The organism is Streptosporangium sp. NPDC053982 (assembly GCF_055585205.1).
In genome coordinates this window covers 620860-636196 of the sequence record NZ_JBVJKQ010000001.1, presented here as the reverse complement: position 1 = coordinate 636196, position 15337 = coordinate 620860, and the positions used below count along the sequence as shown (strand labels likewise).

Annotated in this window: 10 protein-coding genes; 5 read left to right on the top strand and 5 right to left on the bottom strand. The window is 73.8% G+C overall.

The features are described from left to right. Nucleotides 1–4520: type I polyketide synthase (locus tag ACZ6W9_RS02765; RefSeq protein WP_470116606.1), on the bottom strand; the 4520-nt coding region annotated here is incomplete at its 3' end. 276 nt (nucleotides 4521–4796) lie between these two features. On the opposite strand from ACZ6W9_RS02765, the gene ACZ6W9_RS02760 reads away from it, so the two are divergent. Then, on the top strand, nucleotides 4797–6155 hold the full coding sequence (locus ACZ6W9_RS02760) for a condensation domain-containing protein (protein WP_389959235.1): 1359 nt from the start codon (nucleotides 4797–4799) through the stop codon (nucleotides 6153–6155). 14 nt (nucleotides 6156–6169) lie between these two features. Next, on the top strand, nucleotides 6170–7699 hold the full coding sequence (locus ACZ6W9_RS02755) for an amino acid adenylation domain-containing protein (RefSeq protein ID WP_389959232.1): 1530 nt from the start codon (nucleotides 6170–6172) through the stop codon (nucleotides 7697–7699). Between the two features lie 75 nt (nucleotides 7700–7774). On the opposite strand, the gene ACZ6W9_RS02750 is transcribed toward ACZ6W9_RS02755, so the two are convergent. After that, nucleotides 7775–8029, bottom strand: a complete 255-nt coding sequence (locus ACZ6W9_RS02750) for a phosphopantetheine-binding protein (protein WP_362942891.1) — start codon at nucleotides 8027–8029, stop codon at nucleotides 7775–7777. Between the two features lie 193 nt (nucleotides 8030–8222). Between ACZ6W9_RS02750 and ACZ6W9_RS02745 the strand changes: the two genes are divergently transcribed. The 3 genes from ACZ6W9_RS02745 to ACZ6W9_RS02735 are packed head-to-tail and all read left to right on the top strand — an operon-like array spanning nucleotide 8223 to nucleotide 12058. Next, the gene (locus tag ACZ6W9_RS02745; protein WP_389959229.1) at nucleotides 8223–9845 is read left to right on the top strand and encodes a condensation domain-containing protein; all 1623 of its coding nucleotides are present in this window, start codon (nucleotides 8223–8225) and stop codon (nucleotides 9843–9845) included. 5 nt (nucleotides 9846–9850) lie between these two features. Next, on the top strand, nucleotides 9851–10744 hold the full coding sequence (locus ACZ6W9_RS02740; protein ID WP_470116605.1) for an LPD16 domain-containing protein: 894 nt from the start codon (nucleotides 9851–9853) through the stop codon (nucleotides 10742–10744). A gap of 6 nt (nucleotides 10745–10750) precedes the next feature. Further along, on the top strand, nucleotides 10751–12058 hold the full coding sequence (locus tag ACZ6W9_RS02735) for a cysteine desulfurase family protein (protein WP_470116604.1): 1308 nt from the start codon (nucleotides 10751–10753) through the stop codon (nucleotides 12056–12058). On the opposite strand, the gene ACZ6W9_RS02730 is transcribed toward ACZ6W9_RS02735, so the two are convergent. From ACZ6W9_RS02730 to ACZ6W9_RS02720, 3 genes are read right to left on the bottom strand one after another with little or no spacing between them, the layout of a single operon-like run. Next, nucleotides 12045–13010, bottom strand: a complete 966-nt coding sequence (locus ACZ6W9_RS02730) for a hypothetical protein (RefSeq protein WP_362942903.1) — start codon at nucleotides 13008–13010, stop codon at nucleotides 12045–12047. The genes ACZ6W9_RS02735 and ACZ6W9_RS02730 overlap by 14 nt on opposite strands. 12 nt (nucleotides 13011–13022) lie before the next feature. Beyond that, nucleotides 13023–14162, bottom strand: a complete 1140-nt coding sequence (locus ACZ6W9_RS02725) for an ABC transporter permease (protein ID WP_389959221.1) — start codon at nucleotides 14160–14162, stop codon at nucleotides 13023–13025. Next, nucleotides 14159–15337, bottom strand: coding sequence for an ABC transporter permease (locus tag ACZ6W9_RS02720; protein WP_389959218.1), 1179 nt, complete (start codon nucleotides 15335–15337; stop codon nucleotides 14159–14161). The genes ACZ6W9_RS02725 and ACZ6W9_RS02720 overlap by 4 nt, the downstream gene beginning before the upstream one ends.

Here is a 15337-nt window from a genome sequence, read left to right as displayed (position 1 = left end):
CGCCCCGCCTGCGCCCGCAACGCCCCCGCACTCTTCGCCGACACCACCCACACCAACGACCCGTCCCCCGACACCAACGACCCGCCCACCAGCGCCGGCCCACCCGCAGGCACAGACTCCGACGCGGACACCGGCCCGCCCGCAGAGACAGGCACAGACGCCGACACAGGCCCGCCGTTCACCGGCACAGACACCGCCGCCGACACCGGCTCCCCAGCCGGAGGACCCTCCACGATCACATGCGCATTCGTCCCGGAAATCCCGAAACTCGACACCCCCGCACGCACCGCACCCCCACCCGCCAACTCCACCGACCCCGTCAGCAACCGCACCTCACCCACCGACCAATCCACATGCGGCGTCGGCTCCGTCACATGCAACGTCGGCGGCAACACCCGCCGCCGCAACGCCTCCACCACCTTGATCACACCCGCCACCCCCGCGGCGGCCTGCGTATGACCGATGTTCGACTTGATCGAACCGAGCCACACGGGACGGCCGGCCGGACGACGGGTTCCGTAGGTGGCCAGCAGGGCTTCTGCCTCGATCGGGTCGCCCAGCCTGGTTCCGGTGCCGTGGGCCTCCACCGCGTCGACGTCGCCGACACCGAGCCCGGCGTCGGCGAGCGCCTGGCGGATGACGTCCTGCTGGGCCTGGCCGCTGGGGGCGGTGAGGCCGTTGCTGGCGCCGTCCTGGTTGACGGCGCCGCCGCGGATCACGGCGAGGACGGGGTGGCCGTTGCGGCGGGCGTCGGAGAGGCGTTCGAGCACCACCACGCCCGCGCCCTCGGCCCAGCCGGTCCCGTCCGCCGAGGCGGAGAACGACTTGCAGCGGCCGTCGGGTGACAGCCCGCCCTGCCGGCTGAACTCGACGAACATGCCGGGGCTGGACATCACCGTGACGCCGCCGGCCAGCGCCAGCGAGCACTCCCCGCGCCGCAGCGCCTGCACGGCGAACACGATCGAGACCAGCGACGACGAGCAGGCCGTGTCGGTGGTGACGGCCGGTCCCCGCAGTCCCAGGGTGTAGGCGACGCGACCGGACACGACGCTGAGCGCGGTGCCGGTGAGCAGGTGGCCGTCCGCGGTGCCCGTGGGCTGGTGCAGCCGGGGGCCGTAGTCGGGGGCCATGGCGCCGACGAACACGCCGGTGGGCGAGCCGCGCAACCCGGCCGGGTCGATCCCGGCCCCCTCCACGGCCTCCCAGCAGATCTCCAGCAGCAGCCGCTGCTGCGGGTCCATCGCCGTGGCCTCGCGCGGACTGATGCCGAAGAACGCGGCGTCGAACAGGTCGGCGTCGTAGACGAAACCGCCGTGCCCGGTGTCGCTGGTCCCCGAGCGGTCCGGCCCGGTGGCGGACAACGCGTCGAGATCCCAGCCGCGGTTCCGGGGGAACTCGCCGATCGCGTCGGCGCCGCCGGCGACCAGCCGCCACAGGTCCTCGGGGGAGGCCACCCCGCCGGGGTAGCGGCAGCCCATGCCGACCACCGCGATCGGGTCGTCGCCGCCGCCGCGGATCTCGGCCGTCGGCTCGGCCGCGCCGCCGGTCAGCAGTTCGTGGAGGTGCGCGGCGAGACGCTCGGGCGTCGGGTGGTCGTACAGGAGGCCGGTCGGGAGCCGCAGCCCGGTCGCGGCGCGCAGCCGGTCGCGCAGCTCGACGGCCGCCGCCGACTCCAGCCCCAGGTCCTTGAACGTACGGCCGGGCTCCATGTCGGACGCGCCGGCGTAGCCCAGCAGGCGCGCGGTCGCGGACAGCACCAGGTCGCGCAGCTCGCCCCTGGAGCGGACGGGCCCGGCCTGCTCGGGTACGGCCTCCCCGGCGGACGGGGTCAGGGCCGCCGGGCGGCGCGCGGCGGGGGCGGGGGCGGAGGTGCGGGGGCGGCGCTGGAAGGGGTAGGACGGCAGGTCCACGAGGCGGGCCTCACCGCACGGTCCGGACCAGTCCACGGGGGCGCCCCACGTGTACGCCTGCGCGAGCGACCGCAGCAGGCGGTCGCGTCCGCCGTCGCCGCGGCGCAGCGTGCCGACCGCGACCGCGTCCCGCCCCGCCGCCTCCGCGGTCTCCTCCACAGCGGTCACCAGCACGGGGTGCGGGCTGCACTCGACGAACAACGTGTGGTCCCGCCCGTCCAGCGCCGTCCGCACCGCCTCGGCGAAGCGGACGGGGCTGCGCAGGCTGCGGTACCAGTAGCCGGCGTCCAGATCGGCGGTGTCCATCGGCTCGCCGGTGAGCGTGGAGACGAACACGGTGGCGCCGCTCCGCGGGCGGATGGGGGCGAGGTCCCGCAGGACCTCCTCCCGTACCCGCTCGACCTCCGGGGAGTGGGACGCGTACGTGACCGGGATGACCTTGGTGGAGACGTCGGCGAGACGGCCGGCGAGGGCGGTCAGCGCCTCGCGGGGACCGGAGACGACGACCGAGCGCGGGCCGTTGACGGCGGCCACGGTGACGGGCGCGGACAGGTCCGCGATCGCCCGTTCCACCGCGTCGAGGCCGGCCGCGACGGACATCATGCCGCCGGAGCCCTCGATGCCCGCGATGGCCCGGCTGCGCAGCGCGACGACCCGGGCGGCGTCGTCCAGGGTCAGCGCGCCGGCGACGACCGCGGCGGCGATCTCCCCCTGGGAGTGGCCGATCACCACGTCGGGCTCGACGCCGTGGGACCTCCACACCTCGGCCAGGCCGACCATGACCGCCCAGAGCGCGGGCTGCACCACGTCCACCCGGTCCAGGCCGGGCGCGCCGGGGCGCTCGCGGAGGACGTCCAGGAGGTCGAGGCCGGTGAACGGGGCCAGCGCGTCCGCGCACTCGGCGAGCCGTCCGGCGAACACGGGCGAGACCGTCATCAGCTCGCGCGCCATGGCGGGCCACTGCGAGCCCTGTCCGGGGAAGACGAAGGCACGCGCGCCGGCGGTCTCCGTGCCGGTCACGAGGGCGTCGTGCGGCTCCCCTGCGGCCAGGGCCCGGAGCGCGGACAGGCGGGTGCCGCGGTCGGGGGCGAGGACCACGGCGCGGCGTTCGAAGGAGGTACGGGTCCGGGCGAGGCTCAGCGCCACGTCCGCCGGGCCGGTGCCGGGATCCGCGGCCGGCGTCGTGAGGCGCGCGGCCCACTCCCGCAGCGCTCCCTCCGACCGTGCCGACAGCGTCCAGGGCGCGTCCTCCGTACCCGCGTCCCCCGTACCCGCGTCCTCCGCGCCGGCGTCCTCCGTACCGGAGGAGGGCGCGGAACCCGGGACGGAGGCCCGCGCGGGAGGCGAGGCGAGGATCAGGTGGCAGTTGGTGCCGCCCATCCCGAAGGAGCTGACGGCGGCGACCACGGGACCGGGCAGGGGCCGGGTCTCGGTGACGACGTGGAGGCGCAGGTCGCCCAGGGGGATCTCCGGGGGCGCGGACTCGAAGTTGAGGCTGGGGGGCAGTTCGCCGTTCCCGAGCGACAGGACGACCTTGAGCAGCCCGGCGATGCCGGCCGCGCCCTCCAGGTGACCGATGTTGGTCTTGACCGAGCCCACGAGCAGAGGGTCGCCGGCCGGCCGGGCGGTCCCGTACGCGGCTCCGAGCGCCGCGGCCTCCACGGGGTCGCCGACCTTGGTGCCGGTGCCGTGGAGCTCCACGTACCGGACCTGGGCGGGCCGTACCCCGGCGCGGTCGCAGGCCAGCGCGATGACGTCCCGCTGGGCGCGGCCGCTGGGCACGGTGAGGCCCTCGCCGCCGCCGTCGTTGTTGACCGCCCCGCCCAGGATCACCGCGTGCACGGTGTCGCCGGCGGCGAGCGCGTCGGGGAGGCGCTTGAGCACGACCAGCGCGCCGCCCTCGCCGCGCACGTACCCGTTGGCGCGGTGGTCGAAGACGTGGCAGCGGCCGTCGGGCGACAGCGCGCCGAACGCGCCGATGGCGTCGGTGGTCTCCGGCAGCAGGTTCAGGTTCGCGCCGCCGGCCAGCGCCACGTCGCTCTCGCCGCGGCGCAGGCTCTCGGCGGCCATCCAGACGGCCACCAGCGACGACGACTGGCCGGTGTCGAGGGTGAGGGAGGGGCCGCGCAGGCCGAGCACGTACGACACCCGGTTGGCGATCATGGCGCGGTTGGCGCCGGTGTAGGCGTGGCGGCCGGCGCCGCCGATCCGGTCCTGCAGGGCCGCCCAGTCGTTGGAGATGGCGCCCAGGAACACCCCGGTGGCGCTGCCGCGCAGCGAGGCCGGAACGGCGCGGGCGTTCTCCAGCGCCTCCCAGGCCAGTTCGAGCACCAGGCGCTGGTGCGGGTCCATCGCCGCCGCCTCGTTGGGCGAGATGCCGAAGAAGCCGGGGTCGAACCCGTACACGTCCTCCAGGAACCCGCCCCGCCGGTACGCGGTCCCCTCCGCCGCCCGCCCCTCGGGCGCCTCGGTGACGGCGTCCACGCCCTCGCGCAGCAGCCGCCAGAACCTCTCGGGACCGGCGGCTCCCGGGAGCCTGCACGCCATGCCGACGACGGCGACGGCGACCGGCCCCTCGTTCTCGGCCCGCTGTGTCGACTCACCAGCCATCAATGCGCCACCTCAAGCTTCACGCCTCGGGGAGCGTCAGGTATCGACGCCTTGCCTGGGAACGGCTCCGAATAATTACTCGACAGCCGATCTGGAACGCGGCCATGACTTAATCCATTGCGACTTTAAGGTTGCGTTCCGTCCCGGCACACTCCCGGATCGCCGACATGTAGTTGCCACCGCTTCTGGCCACCGGAGGCCACCGGCTCCGCCCTTGACCCCGATCGTTCTCGTCCGCGGAGAATGGCAGGCGGAGAAAGCTGCGGAGGAGATCACATGTCCGTCGAGGCGCCTCTCAGTAACGGCCAGCTCTTCAGCTGGCGGGAAATAGAGCGGTATCCGGACGACTGGCTGGCGGAGGCCAACCTGCCGACCACCTGGGATCTGCGCGGGCTCTCCGGCGAGCGGGTGGACGAGGCGCTGCGGCGGCTGGTGGACCGGCACGAGGTGCTGCGCACCACCTACCGGGATCGGGGCGGCCGGCCGGTGCAGCACGTCCACGAGGACGTCGAGCTTCCGATCGAGCGGATCGACCGGATCGTCACCGACCCCGCCGAGCACGAGCGGACGAAGGCCGAGCTGGTGACGGTGCCGTTCGCGATGAGCGACGCGCTGAACTGGCGCGGCCGGCTGGTCGGCTCGCGGGGCGAGCCGATGTACCTGTGCCTGTCGTTCTCCCACCTGATCGTGGACCTGTGGTCGATCCACCACCTTCAGGACCAGTTCAGGGCGCTGACGGCCGACCCGCGGGCGACCGCGCCGGTGGGGTCCCCGCCGCGCGAGCTGGCGCGGCGGCAACGGGAGGAGTCGTGGCGGCCCCGGCAGGAGGGCTCCGAGCGTTACTGGCGGAGCGTGCTCGACGACGGCCTGATGGACGTCCTGCCCACGCTGCCCGCGAAGGTGAAACGCGACCGGCTGGAGCTGACGCTGCGGTCACGCGGCCTGGGCGGGCTGGCGGCGGAGGCCGGCAGGCGGCACGGGGTGACCGCCCCGGCCGTGGTGATGGCGTTCGTGGCCGCGGGCCTGGCCCGCCACCTGGACGTGGACCGGGTGACGATGAGCCTGATGTCCTCCAACCGGTTCGCACCGGAGGACCAGCACAACGTGGGCACGATGAACCAGCTCATCCCGTTCGTCACGGCCGTGGACCCGCGGTCCACGATCGCCGAGCACGTCAGGCGGCTCCACTGGGCGAGCGCGAAGGCGTACCGGCACTCCGCCTACGACTTCGACAGGATCGCCGAGACGGCGGCCGGGCACGGCGAGCGGCCGGAGCACGACTGCTGGGTCAACCACCTGTTCCGCGCCTGGTTCAACTACATCCAGGTGGACCGGCGCCCCAGCGACCCCCACGACCCCACCCCGGCCTCGCTGGCCTGGACACCGCTCGCCCAGCAGTACGGCCAGGCGTTCCGGGTGCGGGTGGAGGTGCGCGGCGGGTGCACCAGCGTGCTGATGCTGGCCGACCCCGACGTGCTGCCGGCCGGGGCGATGACCGACATCATGCGGACGATCGCCGACGGCGTACGGCTGGCGGCGACCGATCCGGGGCGCGCGCTGAAGGACCTGTGGAGCGCACGCGGCGACCTGCCGCCGTCGCTGTTCCCGCCCGAGCCGCCAGAGCCGCCCCGCTGAGTCCTGGAGAGGCCATGGAACGCACCCTTCACCGGTGGTTCGCCGACGCCGCCGCCCGCCACGGTGAGCGGGTCGCGCTGGAGGTGGGCGGCGGCCGTCACACCTACGCCGAGCTGGAGGCGCTGTCCCGGCGGCTGGCCGCCGAGATCGTCGCGGCCTGCGGCGAGCCGCCCGCCAGGGTCGGCCTGTACGCGGCCCGCAGCCTCCTGGCCTACGCCGGCTACCTGGCGATCCAGCGGCTCGGCGCCACCGCGGTGCCGCTGAACCCGTCCGCGCCCGCCGCGCGCAACCGCGCCGTGACGGCGGCCGCGGGGCCCGGCCTCGTGCTCGCCGACGCCGGCCTCCGGCCGCCCGTGCTGCCCGCCGCCACGCTGGCGGTGAGCCTGGACCGGCTGGACGCCCCGCCGCGCGCCGTGCCCGACGCCTTTCCGGCCGGCCCGGACGACCTGGCGTACGTGCTGTTCACGTCGGGGTCGACGGGTGTGCCGAAGGGCGTGCCGCTGCGCCACCGCAGCGTGGACGCGTACCTGTCGCACGTGGTCCCCCGCTACGAGCTGGGTCCGGGCTGCCGGCTGTCGCAGACGTTCGACCTGACGTTCGACCTGTCGGTGTTCGACATGTTCGCCGCCTGGGGCAGCGGGGCGACGCTGGTCGTGCCGGCACCGTACGACCTGCTCAAACCCGTCGCCTTCGTGGCCCGCGAGGAGCTGACGCACTGGTTCAGCGTGCCGTCGGTGGTGTCGCTGGCCATGCGGCTGCGGCGGCTGACGCCGGGCGCGATGCCGTCGTTGCGGTGGAGCCTGTTCTGCGGCGAGCCGCTGACGCTGCCCCAGGCCGCGGCGTGGCGGACGGCCGCCCCGGGGAGCGTCCTGGAGAACCTGTACGGTCCGACGGAGCTGACCATCAGCTGCACCGAATACCGCCTTCCGGCCGACCCGGGGCGCTGGCCGGAGACCTCCAACGGGACGGTGCCGATCGGGACGCCGTACCCGGGGGTCGAGTACCTGGTGGTGGACGGCGGGGGACGGCCGGCCGCCGAGGGCGAGCTGCTGCTGCGCGGCGTGCAGCGCTTCCCCGGGTACGCCGACCCCGGTGTGAACCGGGGACGGTTCGCCCGCTTCGACGGCGTGGCGGCGCGCGACGCGGCGACGGCGGGCGGGACCGTCGCGCCGGACCTGTGGTACCGGACCGGTGACCGGGTGGCCTGGTGCGACGGCACGCTGGTTCACCTGGGACGGCTGGACCAGCAGGTCAAGATCTCCGGGCACCGGGTGGAGCCGGGCGAGGTCGAGGCCGCGCTGCGGGACCGGCCGGGCGTGGTGGAGGCGGTCGTGCTGGCGGTGCGGGGACGGGACGGCGAGCTGGGCCTGGAGGCGGCCTGCACGGGGACGGGGCTGGACCCCGTGGCGCTGGTCAGGGGGGTGGCGCAGGTGCTGCCCGGCTACATGGTGCCGCGCTCGGTGACGATCCTGGACGAGCTGCCGCTGAACGCCAACGGCAAGGTCGACCGCCGTGCCACGGCCGCCGCCCTGAACACCGTCTGAGGCGGACGCGGTCCGAGACGGACACGGTACGGGGCGCCGCCGCCCGATGGGGTGGCGGCGCCGGCGAGCGGGGCGTCAGAGGGGCGGAGGCGTCAGGCACGACGACAGGGTGCCCCACAGGGAGCCGACCGTCCTGAACGTGGACTCGTTCAGCAGGTCGTCGGGCAGCTCCACCCCGTAGGTGTTCTCCACGTCCACGAGAAGCCGCACCACGCCCATCGAGTCGAGGCCGAGCGCGCCCAGCTGGTCCTGCGGGGTCAGCCGCTCCGCGTCCGCGTACGGCAGATGGATTCTCAGAAGGCTCTTGAAGCTGTCGGGTATTTCCAGCATGGCGAGGTGTCCTCATCTCACGGAATCATCCCCTTGAAAAGAGGTTTCCGAAAAACAGGGGCCCCGGTCAAGCGACCCCTGCTGACAGGTTCTCCGCCGCCGAACCGGTCATCGCGTGACCATTGCCGGACACGCGGTGAAGCCCAATCCTCGAGATGTCCGGTTTCATGGAATCCGCCGAGGTGAACGTCTCATGAAATCCGCAGGCCTGTGCTGGGGGCAGCGCTACATGTGGCTGCGCGTCCATCAGCTTCCTCCGGAGCACCAGCACGAAACGCACGTGGTGCTGCGTTTCGAGGTGCCCTCGGGGATCACCGTCGCCCAGGCGAAGGCCATCCTCACCCATCTGACCCGGCGTCACGAGATCCTGCGGACGACGTACCGGCTCGACCCCGAGCCCGGGCAGCACGTGGATCCGCCGCGCCCGCTGCCTGTCCGGGTCGTCACCACGGAGCGGGACGGCACCCCCGGACCCGTCGAGACGGTCGAGGAACTGACCCGCAGCCCGTTCGACCCGGCCGGGGAGTGGCCGATCCGGGCCTGCCTGGTCACCACCGGGGGCGCGCCGAAGGCGTGCGTGCTGGTGTTCAACCACCTGGCGGTGGACGTCTGGACACTGGGGGAGATCAAGCGGGAACTGCGTACGCAGGCCGCCGGGATGGCCGCGCGCCGCCCGGCCGCGCTGTCCCCCGTCCGGAACCGGCCGGCCGACCTGGCCCGCCACGAGGCGTCGGCGGACGCGGCGATCACGGCGGCGCGGGCGATGGCGCACTGGCAGGAGGAGGTGACCCGCCTCCCCCTCGATCCCTTCGCCCGCCGGCGGGCGGAGCGCGACGGCCCCCCGGCCCGGCACGCGACGCTGGTCTCGCCCGTCTTGCCGGGGGCCGCCCGGACGGCCGCGGGACGGCACGGAGTGTGGCCGTCGCTGGTGCACGTCGCCGCGTACGCGGCGATGACCGCGATCTACACCGGCGGCGACTCGGCGGGGTTCCTGTCGTTCGTCAGCAACCGCGAGACGCATCCCTTCCCCGACGTGATGACCTGCATGTTCTCCCCGACGCTCGTCCGGGTGGACTGCGCGGGCGACCCGTCCTTCGGCGAGCTGCTCGGCCGCGTGGCCGGGAGCTTCTCGCGGGCGCGCGAGCACGCCTACGTCCCCTACGACGAGATCGTCGAGATGGTCTCGCGCGAGGGGTCGCGGCGCGGCGGCCCGGTGCTGCTGAGCTCCGAGCTCAACTTCATCAAGCAGCGCACCAAGGAGTACGGCGGGCGGCGCACCGCCTTCACCTGGAACCCGGTCCCGGAGTCGTGGGCATACTGCGGGCTGGACACGTACCTGCGGATCGACGAGTGGCGCGACGCGGTCTCGCTCTCCCTGCACGCCATGTCGTCGGTCATGGACGCCGGCGCCGTCGAGTGGTTCCTGCGCGGCATGGAGCGCCTGGTGCTGGCGGCCGGCGACGACCTGCGGCTCACCGAACTGGCATCCCTGGTGCCCTTCGCCCCGGAGACGGCCACCGCGTCCGCCATGCCCACCACGCCGCCCTCTGCACCCGCCGACGAGGCCGTGCAGGCGTTGCTGGCGGCCGTGCGGGACGCGCACGGACTCGCCGGCGTCGACCCGTCCGACAGCTACACGCTGGCCGGAGGCCGGGCTCTGCGCATCCCGCGGGTACTGGCGGAGCTGAGCGGCCGCGGCTGGCGGGGACTCACCCTCCAGCAGCTCGCCGGTCCCACACCGCTGGGCGCGCTGGCCGCCCGCCTGACCCCCGTCCCGCAGAACTCCACCACCCCTATTCCCAGTCACAGGGAGTGAACGTCATGTCCCAGACCCTCAACGGACAACAGGTGGTCAGAAGCCGCCGCCTGGTCGCCTCGGAGCAGGAGTTACGCGAGACCATCGACCGCGAGCTGCCCGCCGCCGACCTCGGCGACCTGGTCATCATGGGTGGTCACTTCATGCTCTTCGAGGACCCGGAGACGGGCCGGCTGACGCCCGGCGTCATCGAGGAGCAGCACGACGAGACCATGCGCCGCCGCGTCGCCGGCCGCGTCGGCATCTTCCCCGGTTACACGTGGCGGATGTCGGCCGAGCTGCTCCGGAGCTACGCCGCGGCGGGCGCCGACGTGCGGCTGCTGCTGCTCATCAACGACTGGCAGTACGTGCCCGCCGGCGGCCGCCCGGCCGGCGAGCTCCGCGCGGAGTTCTTCACCGGCATGTCCGCGCTGCCGTCCTCTTACGAGAAGACGCTGCGGGAGGCCGGGCTGAACGGGGACAGCGTGCTGCCCAGCCGCAAGCACCCCCTGGCCTTCCCCGAGACCTGGCTGAAGTACCGCTTCCAGAAGGCCGCCGACCGCCTCGTCAAGGCGGGGCGCCTGGAGAAGCGCTACCTCGACACCGGCCGGAACGACACCGAGGTGGCCTTCCTGGACGCCGACGGCAACTACCGCACCCTGATCAGCTGCGGCGTCACCGGCTGCGCGGGCGAGATCACCGAGATGGTCTCGGAGGTGTACAGGGCCGGCCACCGCAACCTGCTGATCTTCGCGCCCGGCGAGTGCCTGCGGCCGGTGGAGACCGGCGTCGACATCGCGCTCGGCCTGTACGACCTGCCCGGCATGCGGGTGGTCGTGGCCGATCCCGGCGGCAGCGGCGAGATGTCCGAGGACGAGATCTACGACAAGCTCGTCACCGTCAGCACGTTCCGGCGGTGATCCCCGATGAAGCCCATATACCTGGACGGCTGCGCCACCACCCGCGTCGACGACGAGGTGCTGGAGGCCATGATGCCGTACCTGCGCGAGGAGTACGGCAACCCCTCGTCGCCGCACGCCATGGGCAAGCGGGCACGGCGCGCGGTGGACGCCGCGGCCGAGTCGGTGGCCCGGCTGATCGGCGCCGGCCCCGGCGAGATCGTGTTCACCTCGGGCGCGACCGAGAGCAACAACATCGCCCTGCTCGGCGTGTTCGCCCACGGTGACACCGCCCCGGTCAACGGCGTGTTCTGCCCCACCGACCACAAGTCGTCGCTGGCCGTCGGCCAGGCGCTGGCCGCCCGCGGCGTCGGGACCAGGACCATGCGGGTGCGCCCGAGCGGCCAGGTCGACCTCGGGCACCTGGCCGGGCTGCTCGATCTGAACACCCGGGTGGCCACGGCCGCCTGGGTCAACAGCGAGATCGGAGCCGTGCAGCCGGTGCGGGCCATGGCCGCGCTCTGCCACGAGGCGGGCGCGCTGCTGCACGTGGACGGCGCGCAGGCGGCCGGCCGCATCCCCATCGACGTGCGCGACACGGAGCCGGACACCCTGTCCCTGTCCGCCCACAAGATCCACGGTCCCAAGGGCGTCGGCGCGCTGTACGTGCGGCCGGAGATCCGCCACCGGCTGCGCCCGATCATGTACGGCGGCGGCCAGCACGCGCTCCGCAGCGGCACCGTCCCCACCCACCTGGTCGTCGGCCTCGGCAAGGCGTGCGAACTGGCCGCCGGGCGCTGGGACGCCGAGTGGCGGCGGGTACTCGAACTCCGCGCCGTCGCCCTGGACGTGCTGACGGCCGGGTTCCCCGGGCTGCGCGTCAACGGCGACCCGGACGTGAGCGTGCCGCACGTGCTGAACGTGGTGCTGCCCGGCGTGCGCGGTGAGAGCCTCGTCTCCAGCCTGCGGTCGGTGGCGCTGTCCACCGGCTCGGCGTGCAACTCCGGCTCCCAGGAGCCCTCGTACGTCCTGACCGCCATCGGCCTCTCCCCCGAGGACGCCAACAGCTCGGTCCGGCTGTGCCTGGACCCGCGCATGTCGTTCGAGGATCTGACACTCGGCGTCGAGACCGTCGTGGAGCGGGCCCGCGCGCTGGCCGGCGTGGCCCTGGACAGGGTGACCCCGGCCGGTTCCGAGCCCGCCGGTCTCAGGCCGGTCGGTTCCGAGCCCGCCGGTCTCAGGCCGGTCGGTTCCGAGCCCGCCGCTCTCACGCCGGCCGGTTTCACCCCGGTCGGAGGTGAGCCCGCCGGAGTCGAGGAGGTCACCCCGCTGTGAGGTACTTCCTGGCGGCCTGCACTCCGGCCTGGAAACGGCTGGTGGCGTCGAGATCGCGCATCATGGTGGCGATGTGCCGGCGGCAGCTCCGCACCGACATGCCGAGCTTCCTGGCCACCACCTCGTCGGTGTAGCCCTTGGCCATCAGGGCGGCGATCGACTGCTGGAGGTCGTCGGCCACGCCCGAGTAGCCGAAGTCGATGCCCTCCAGCGGCGTGGCCATCTCCCACAGGTGGTTGAACAGGTCGAGGAAGAACTGGATGACGCCCTGGTTGTGCACGCGGGCGATGCTGGCCTCGGCGTCGTCCGCGCCGAACAGCACGACCAGCGAGCGGTCGAAGACGATGGCCGACCGCGGCACGTGGCTGACGGTGTAGACGGAGGCGCCCGCGTCGGTGAGCCGCTTCATCCGCATCCTGGTGCCGACGTCGGCCCGGTTGCGGTGCTGGCAGATGATGCGGACGGTCACCCCCCTGGTCACCAGGCCGAGGTAGGTCTCCGCCATGTCCTCGACCACGCCGCCTCCCTGGAGCACCAGGACCTCGTCGCGGCAGGCGTCGCCGGCCGTCTTGAGGAAGCCGCGCACCTCCATGGTCCCCGCCAGGTAGTCCACGGTGCCCTGGGACGCGCCCGGCGACTGCTCCACCAGGCCGACCCGTTCCTTGATCTGGTCGAGCAGCTCCCGCCGCCGGTAGATCTCGCGCTCCACGGTGGACACCAGCGACGCCGCGGCCAGCTCCGGGTCGACCGGGGCGTACCGCTCGACGGCGCCGGCGCCGTCGTCCGGCCGCAGCAGGTGGCTGTCCGTCAGATGGCGCACCGCCTCCCGCATCTCCCCCACGCCGATGCCGAGGTCGGCCGCCGCCACCTCGATGGCCTCGATCGCGCCCTTGCTCTCGGCGTAGCGGTACACGTCCATCACGTGGTCCCGGGTGAACGACATCAACGTCATGATCTTTCCTCCTCAGGCGGCGGACAGCGCTCGGCGGCGGAACAGGGCCAGGGCGGCGCCCAGCAGCAGGGCGGCCATCCCGGCCAGTACGGCGAGCTGGGGCAGCACCGCCGTGAGGCCCTTGCCCGGCTGGGCGAGCGTGAGCAGCGCGTCCATGCCCCAGGCGTGCGGGAACAGGTGTCCGATGGTGTTGATCACTTCGCCGGACGACTCGCGCGGCCACAGGCAGCCGCCGAGCATGCCCAGCACCACGCCGAGCGGCGGGCCGACGGCGGGGGCCTGGTCGGGCGCGTTCAGCAGGGTGCCGACCAGGAGGGCGGCGCCGGTCGCGACCAGCGAGAACACCACCACGACCGCCGCCACGCCGAGCGGGTCGCCCCACGTCACGCCGAACGCCAGCGCGCTCACCACGACGACCAGCACGGCCTGGGCGAGCGCCACGAGGAACCGGCTCAGCGCCTCCCCGAGCAGCACCGACGCCCGCCGGACGGGAGCCGTGAGCGCCCGCTGGAGCATGCCGAGCCGGCGGCTCTCGACCAGGGCTGCGGCCACGGCCATGGAGTTGATGAAGGTGAACAGCAGCAGGTTGGCCGGGGCGGTGTAGGCGAAACCGCGCGGGTCGGCGGCGCCCGCGGACCCGCCGGTGACGGCCACGCGGCCGGACTCCGCCTGGGCCTGCCGGACGTACGCGGCGGCCTGGGCCGGCGTGGCGCCCGCGGTGACGGCGGCCCGGGTGGCCTCCTCCACGGCGGCCACCCGGCCCACGGCCACGTCGATGGCGCTGCGGGCGGCCATGCCGCTGCCGTTGACCTCGGTGACGACGAGCCGGAGCCGGGCGGGGTCGTCCGGGACGACCAGGCCGGCGGCCAGCGCGCCGGACCGCACGCCGGAGCGCAGGTCCGCGGCCGACTCCACGCGGGTGACCTCCAGGTCGGGGCGGCGGTCCAGCTCGGCCAGGAGGGCGGCGGTGACGGGGTCGGAGCCGTGCGCGACCACGCCGACGGGCAGGCGTCCCGTGCCGTTGCCGATGGCCATGCCGACGAACGCGATGGACACGAACGGCATGATCACCATGAAGAACAGCCCCACCCGGTCGCGGGTGTGCCGTCGCAGGTTGGCGGCCACCAGGGCCAGGACGGGGCGTGGGCTCACAGCAGCGTTCCCTTCTTCATCCCGAGTACGGCCAGGCCCCCGGCGACCAGTGTGATCGCGCACAGCACGGCGACGGGCCCGGCGACGGCGGCCGGGCCCGCTCCGGAGCCGGCCAGTTCGGTCAGCGCCGTGGAGGTCCAGCCGTTGGGGGTGAGCAGGGCGGCGGCCTGGAGCACTCCGGGCAGGCTGTACATCGGCACGAGGCTGCCGCCGAGGAAGGCCATGACGAACGACACCACCATGATCACGCCGTCCGCCTGGGCGTCGGTCTTCGCCCGGGAGGCCACCAGCATCGTGATCGCCGCGGCGGCCAGCACGTGCGCCAGCAGCACCGTGAACACGGCGAGCGGGTCCCCCCAGGTCGCGCCGGACACCAGCACGGAGGCCGCCCAGGTGACGCACACGCTGACCAGCGCCAGCGCGAACCCCACCGCGGCCTTGCCCGCGAACGGCACCCACGCGGCCAGCGGCCCGGCGCGCATGCGGTCGAGCGTGCCGAGCTTTCGTTCGGTCAGCAGGCCACGGAAGGACGCCCCGACCACGAAGAACGCGAACAGCGCCGCCATGCCGGAGCCGTAGTGGACCGACAGGTCGACCTTGCCGCCGGACATCGGGTCGTCCTCCAGCGCCGGCGACGGTCCCGCCGCCCCGTTGCGCTCCACCAGCTCCTTGACCTCGTCGCCGGGCACCCCGGCCTTCAGCACGGCGCGCACCGCCAGGGTCCTGGCGTCCACCAGCGCGGAGATGCGGTCCACGACCGCCCGCGCCACCACCCCGGCCAGAGGGGACTTCGGCGAGGTCAGGACGGCCACGTCGCCGCCGTTCCCCTCCCCCACGCTGCGGCTGAAACCGGCGGGGAAGACGATCGCCGCGCCGATCTCCTCGGCGTCCAGGGCGCGGTCCGCCTCCTCCCGGCCGGGCAGGTCGCGCAGCGTCATGACGCCCTTCAGCTCCTCCGAGGCCATCACCTCGCGGCGCACACCGGCGGGGAACTCGCCGCGGTCCAGGTCCACGAACCCGACCGTGGCCCGCAGCGGCGGGTCGTCCCCGCCGAGGACCACGCTGAACAGCGTGGCCAGCGTGACCGGGACGATCAGCGCGATCACCAGGGCGGTGCCGTCGCGCAGCCGGGTCCGGAACTCCAGCGCGCTCACCGCGGCGAATGCTCTCCACAT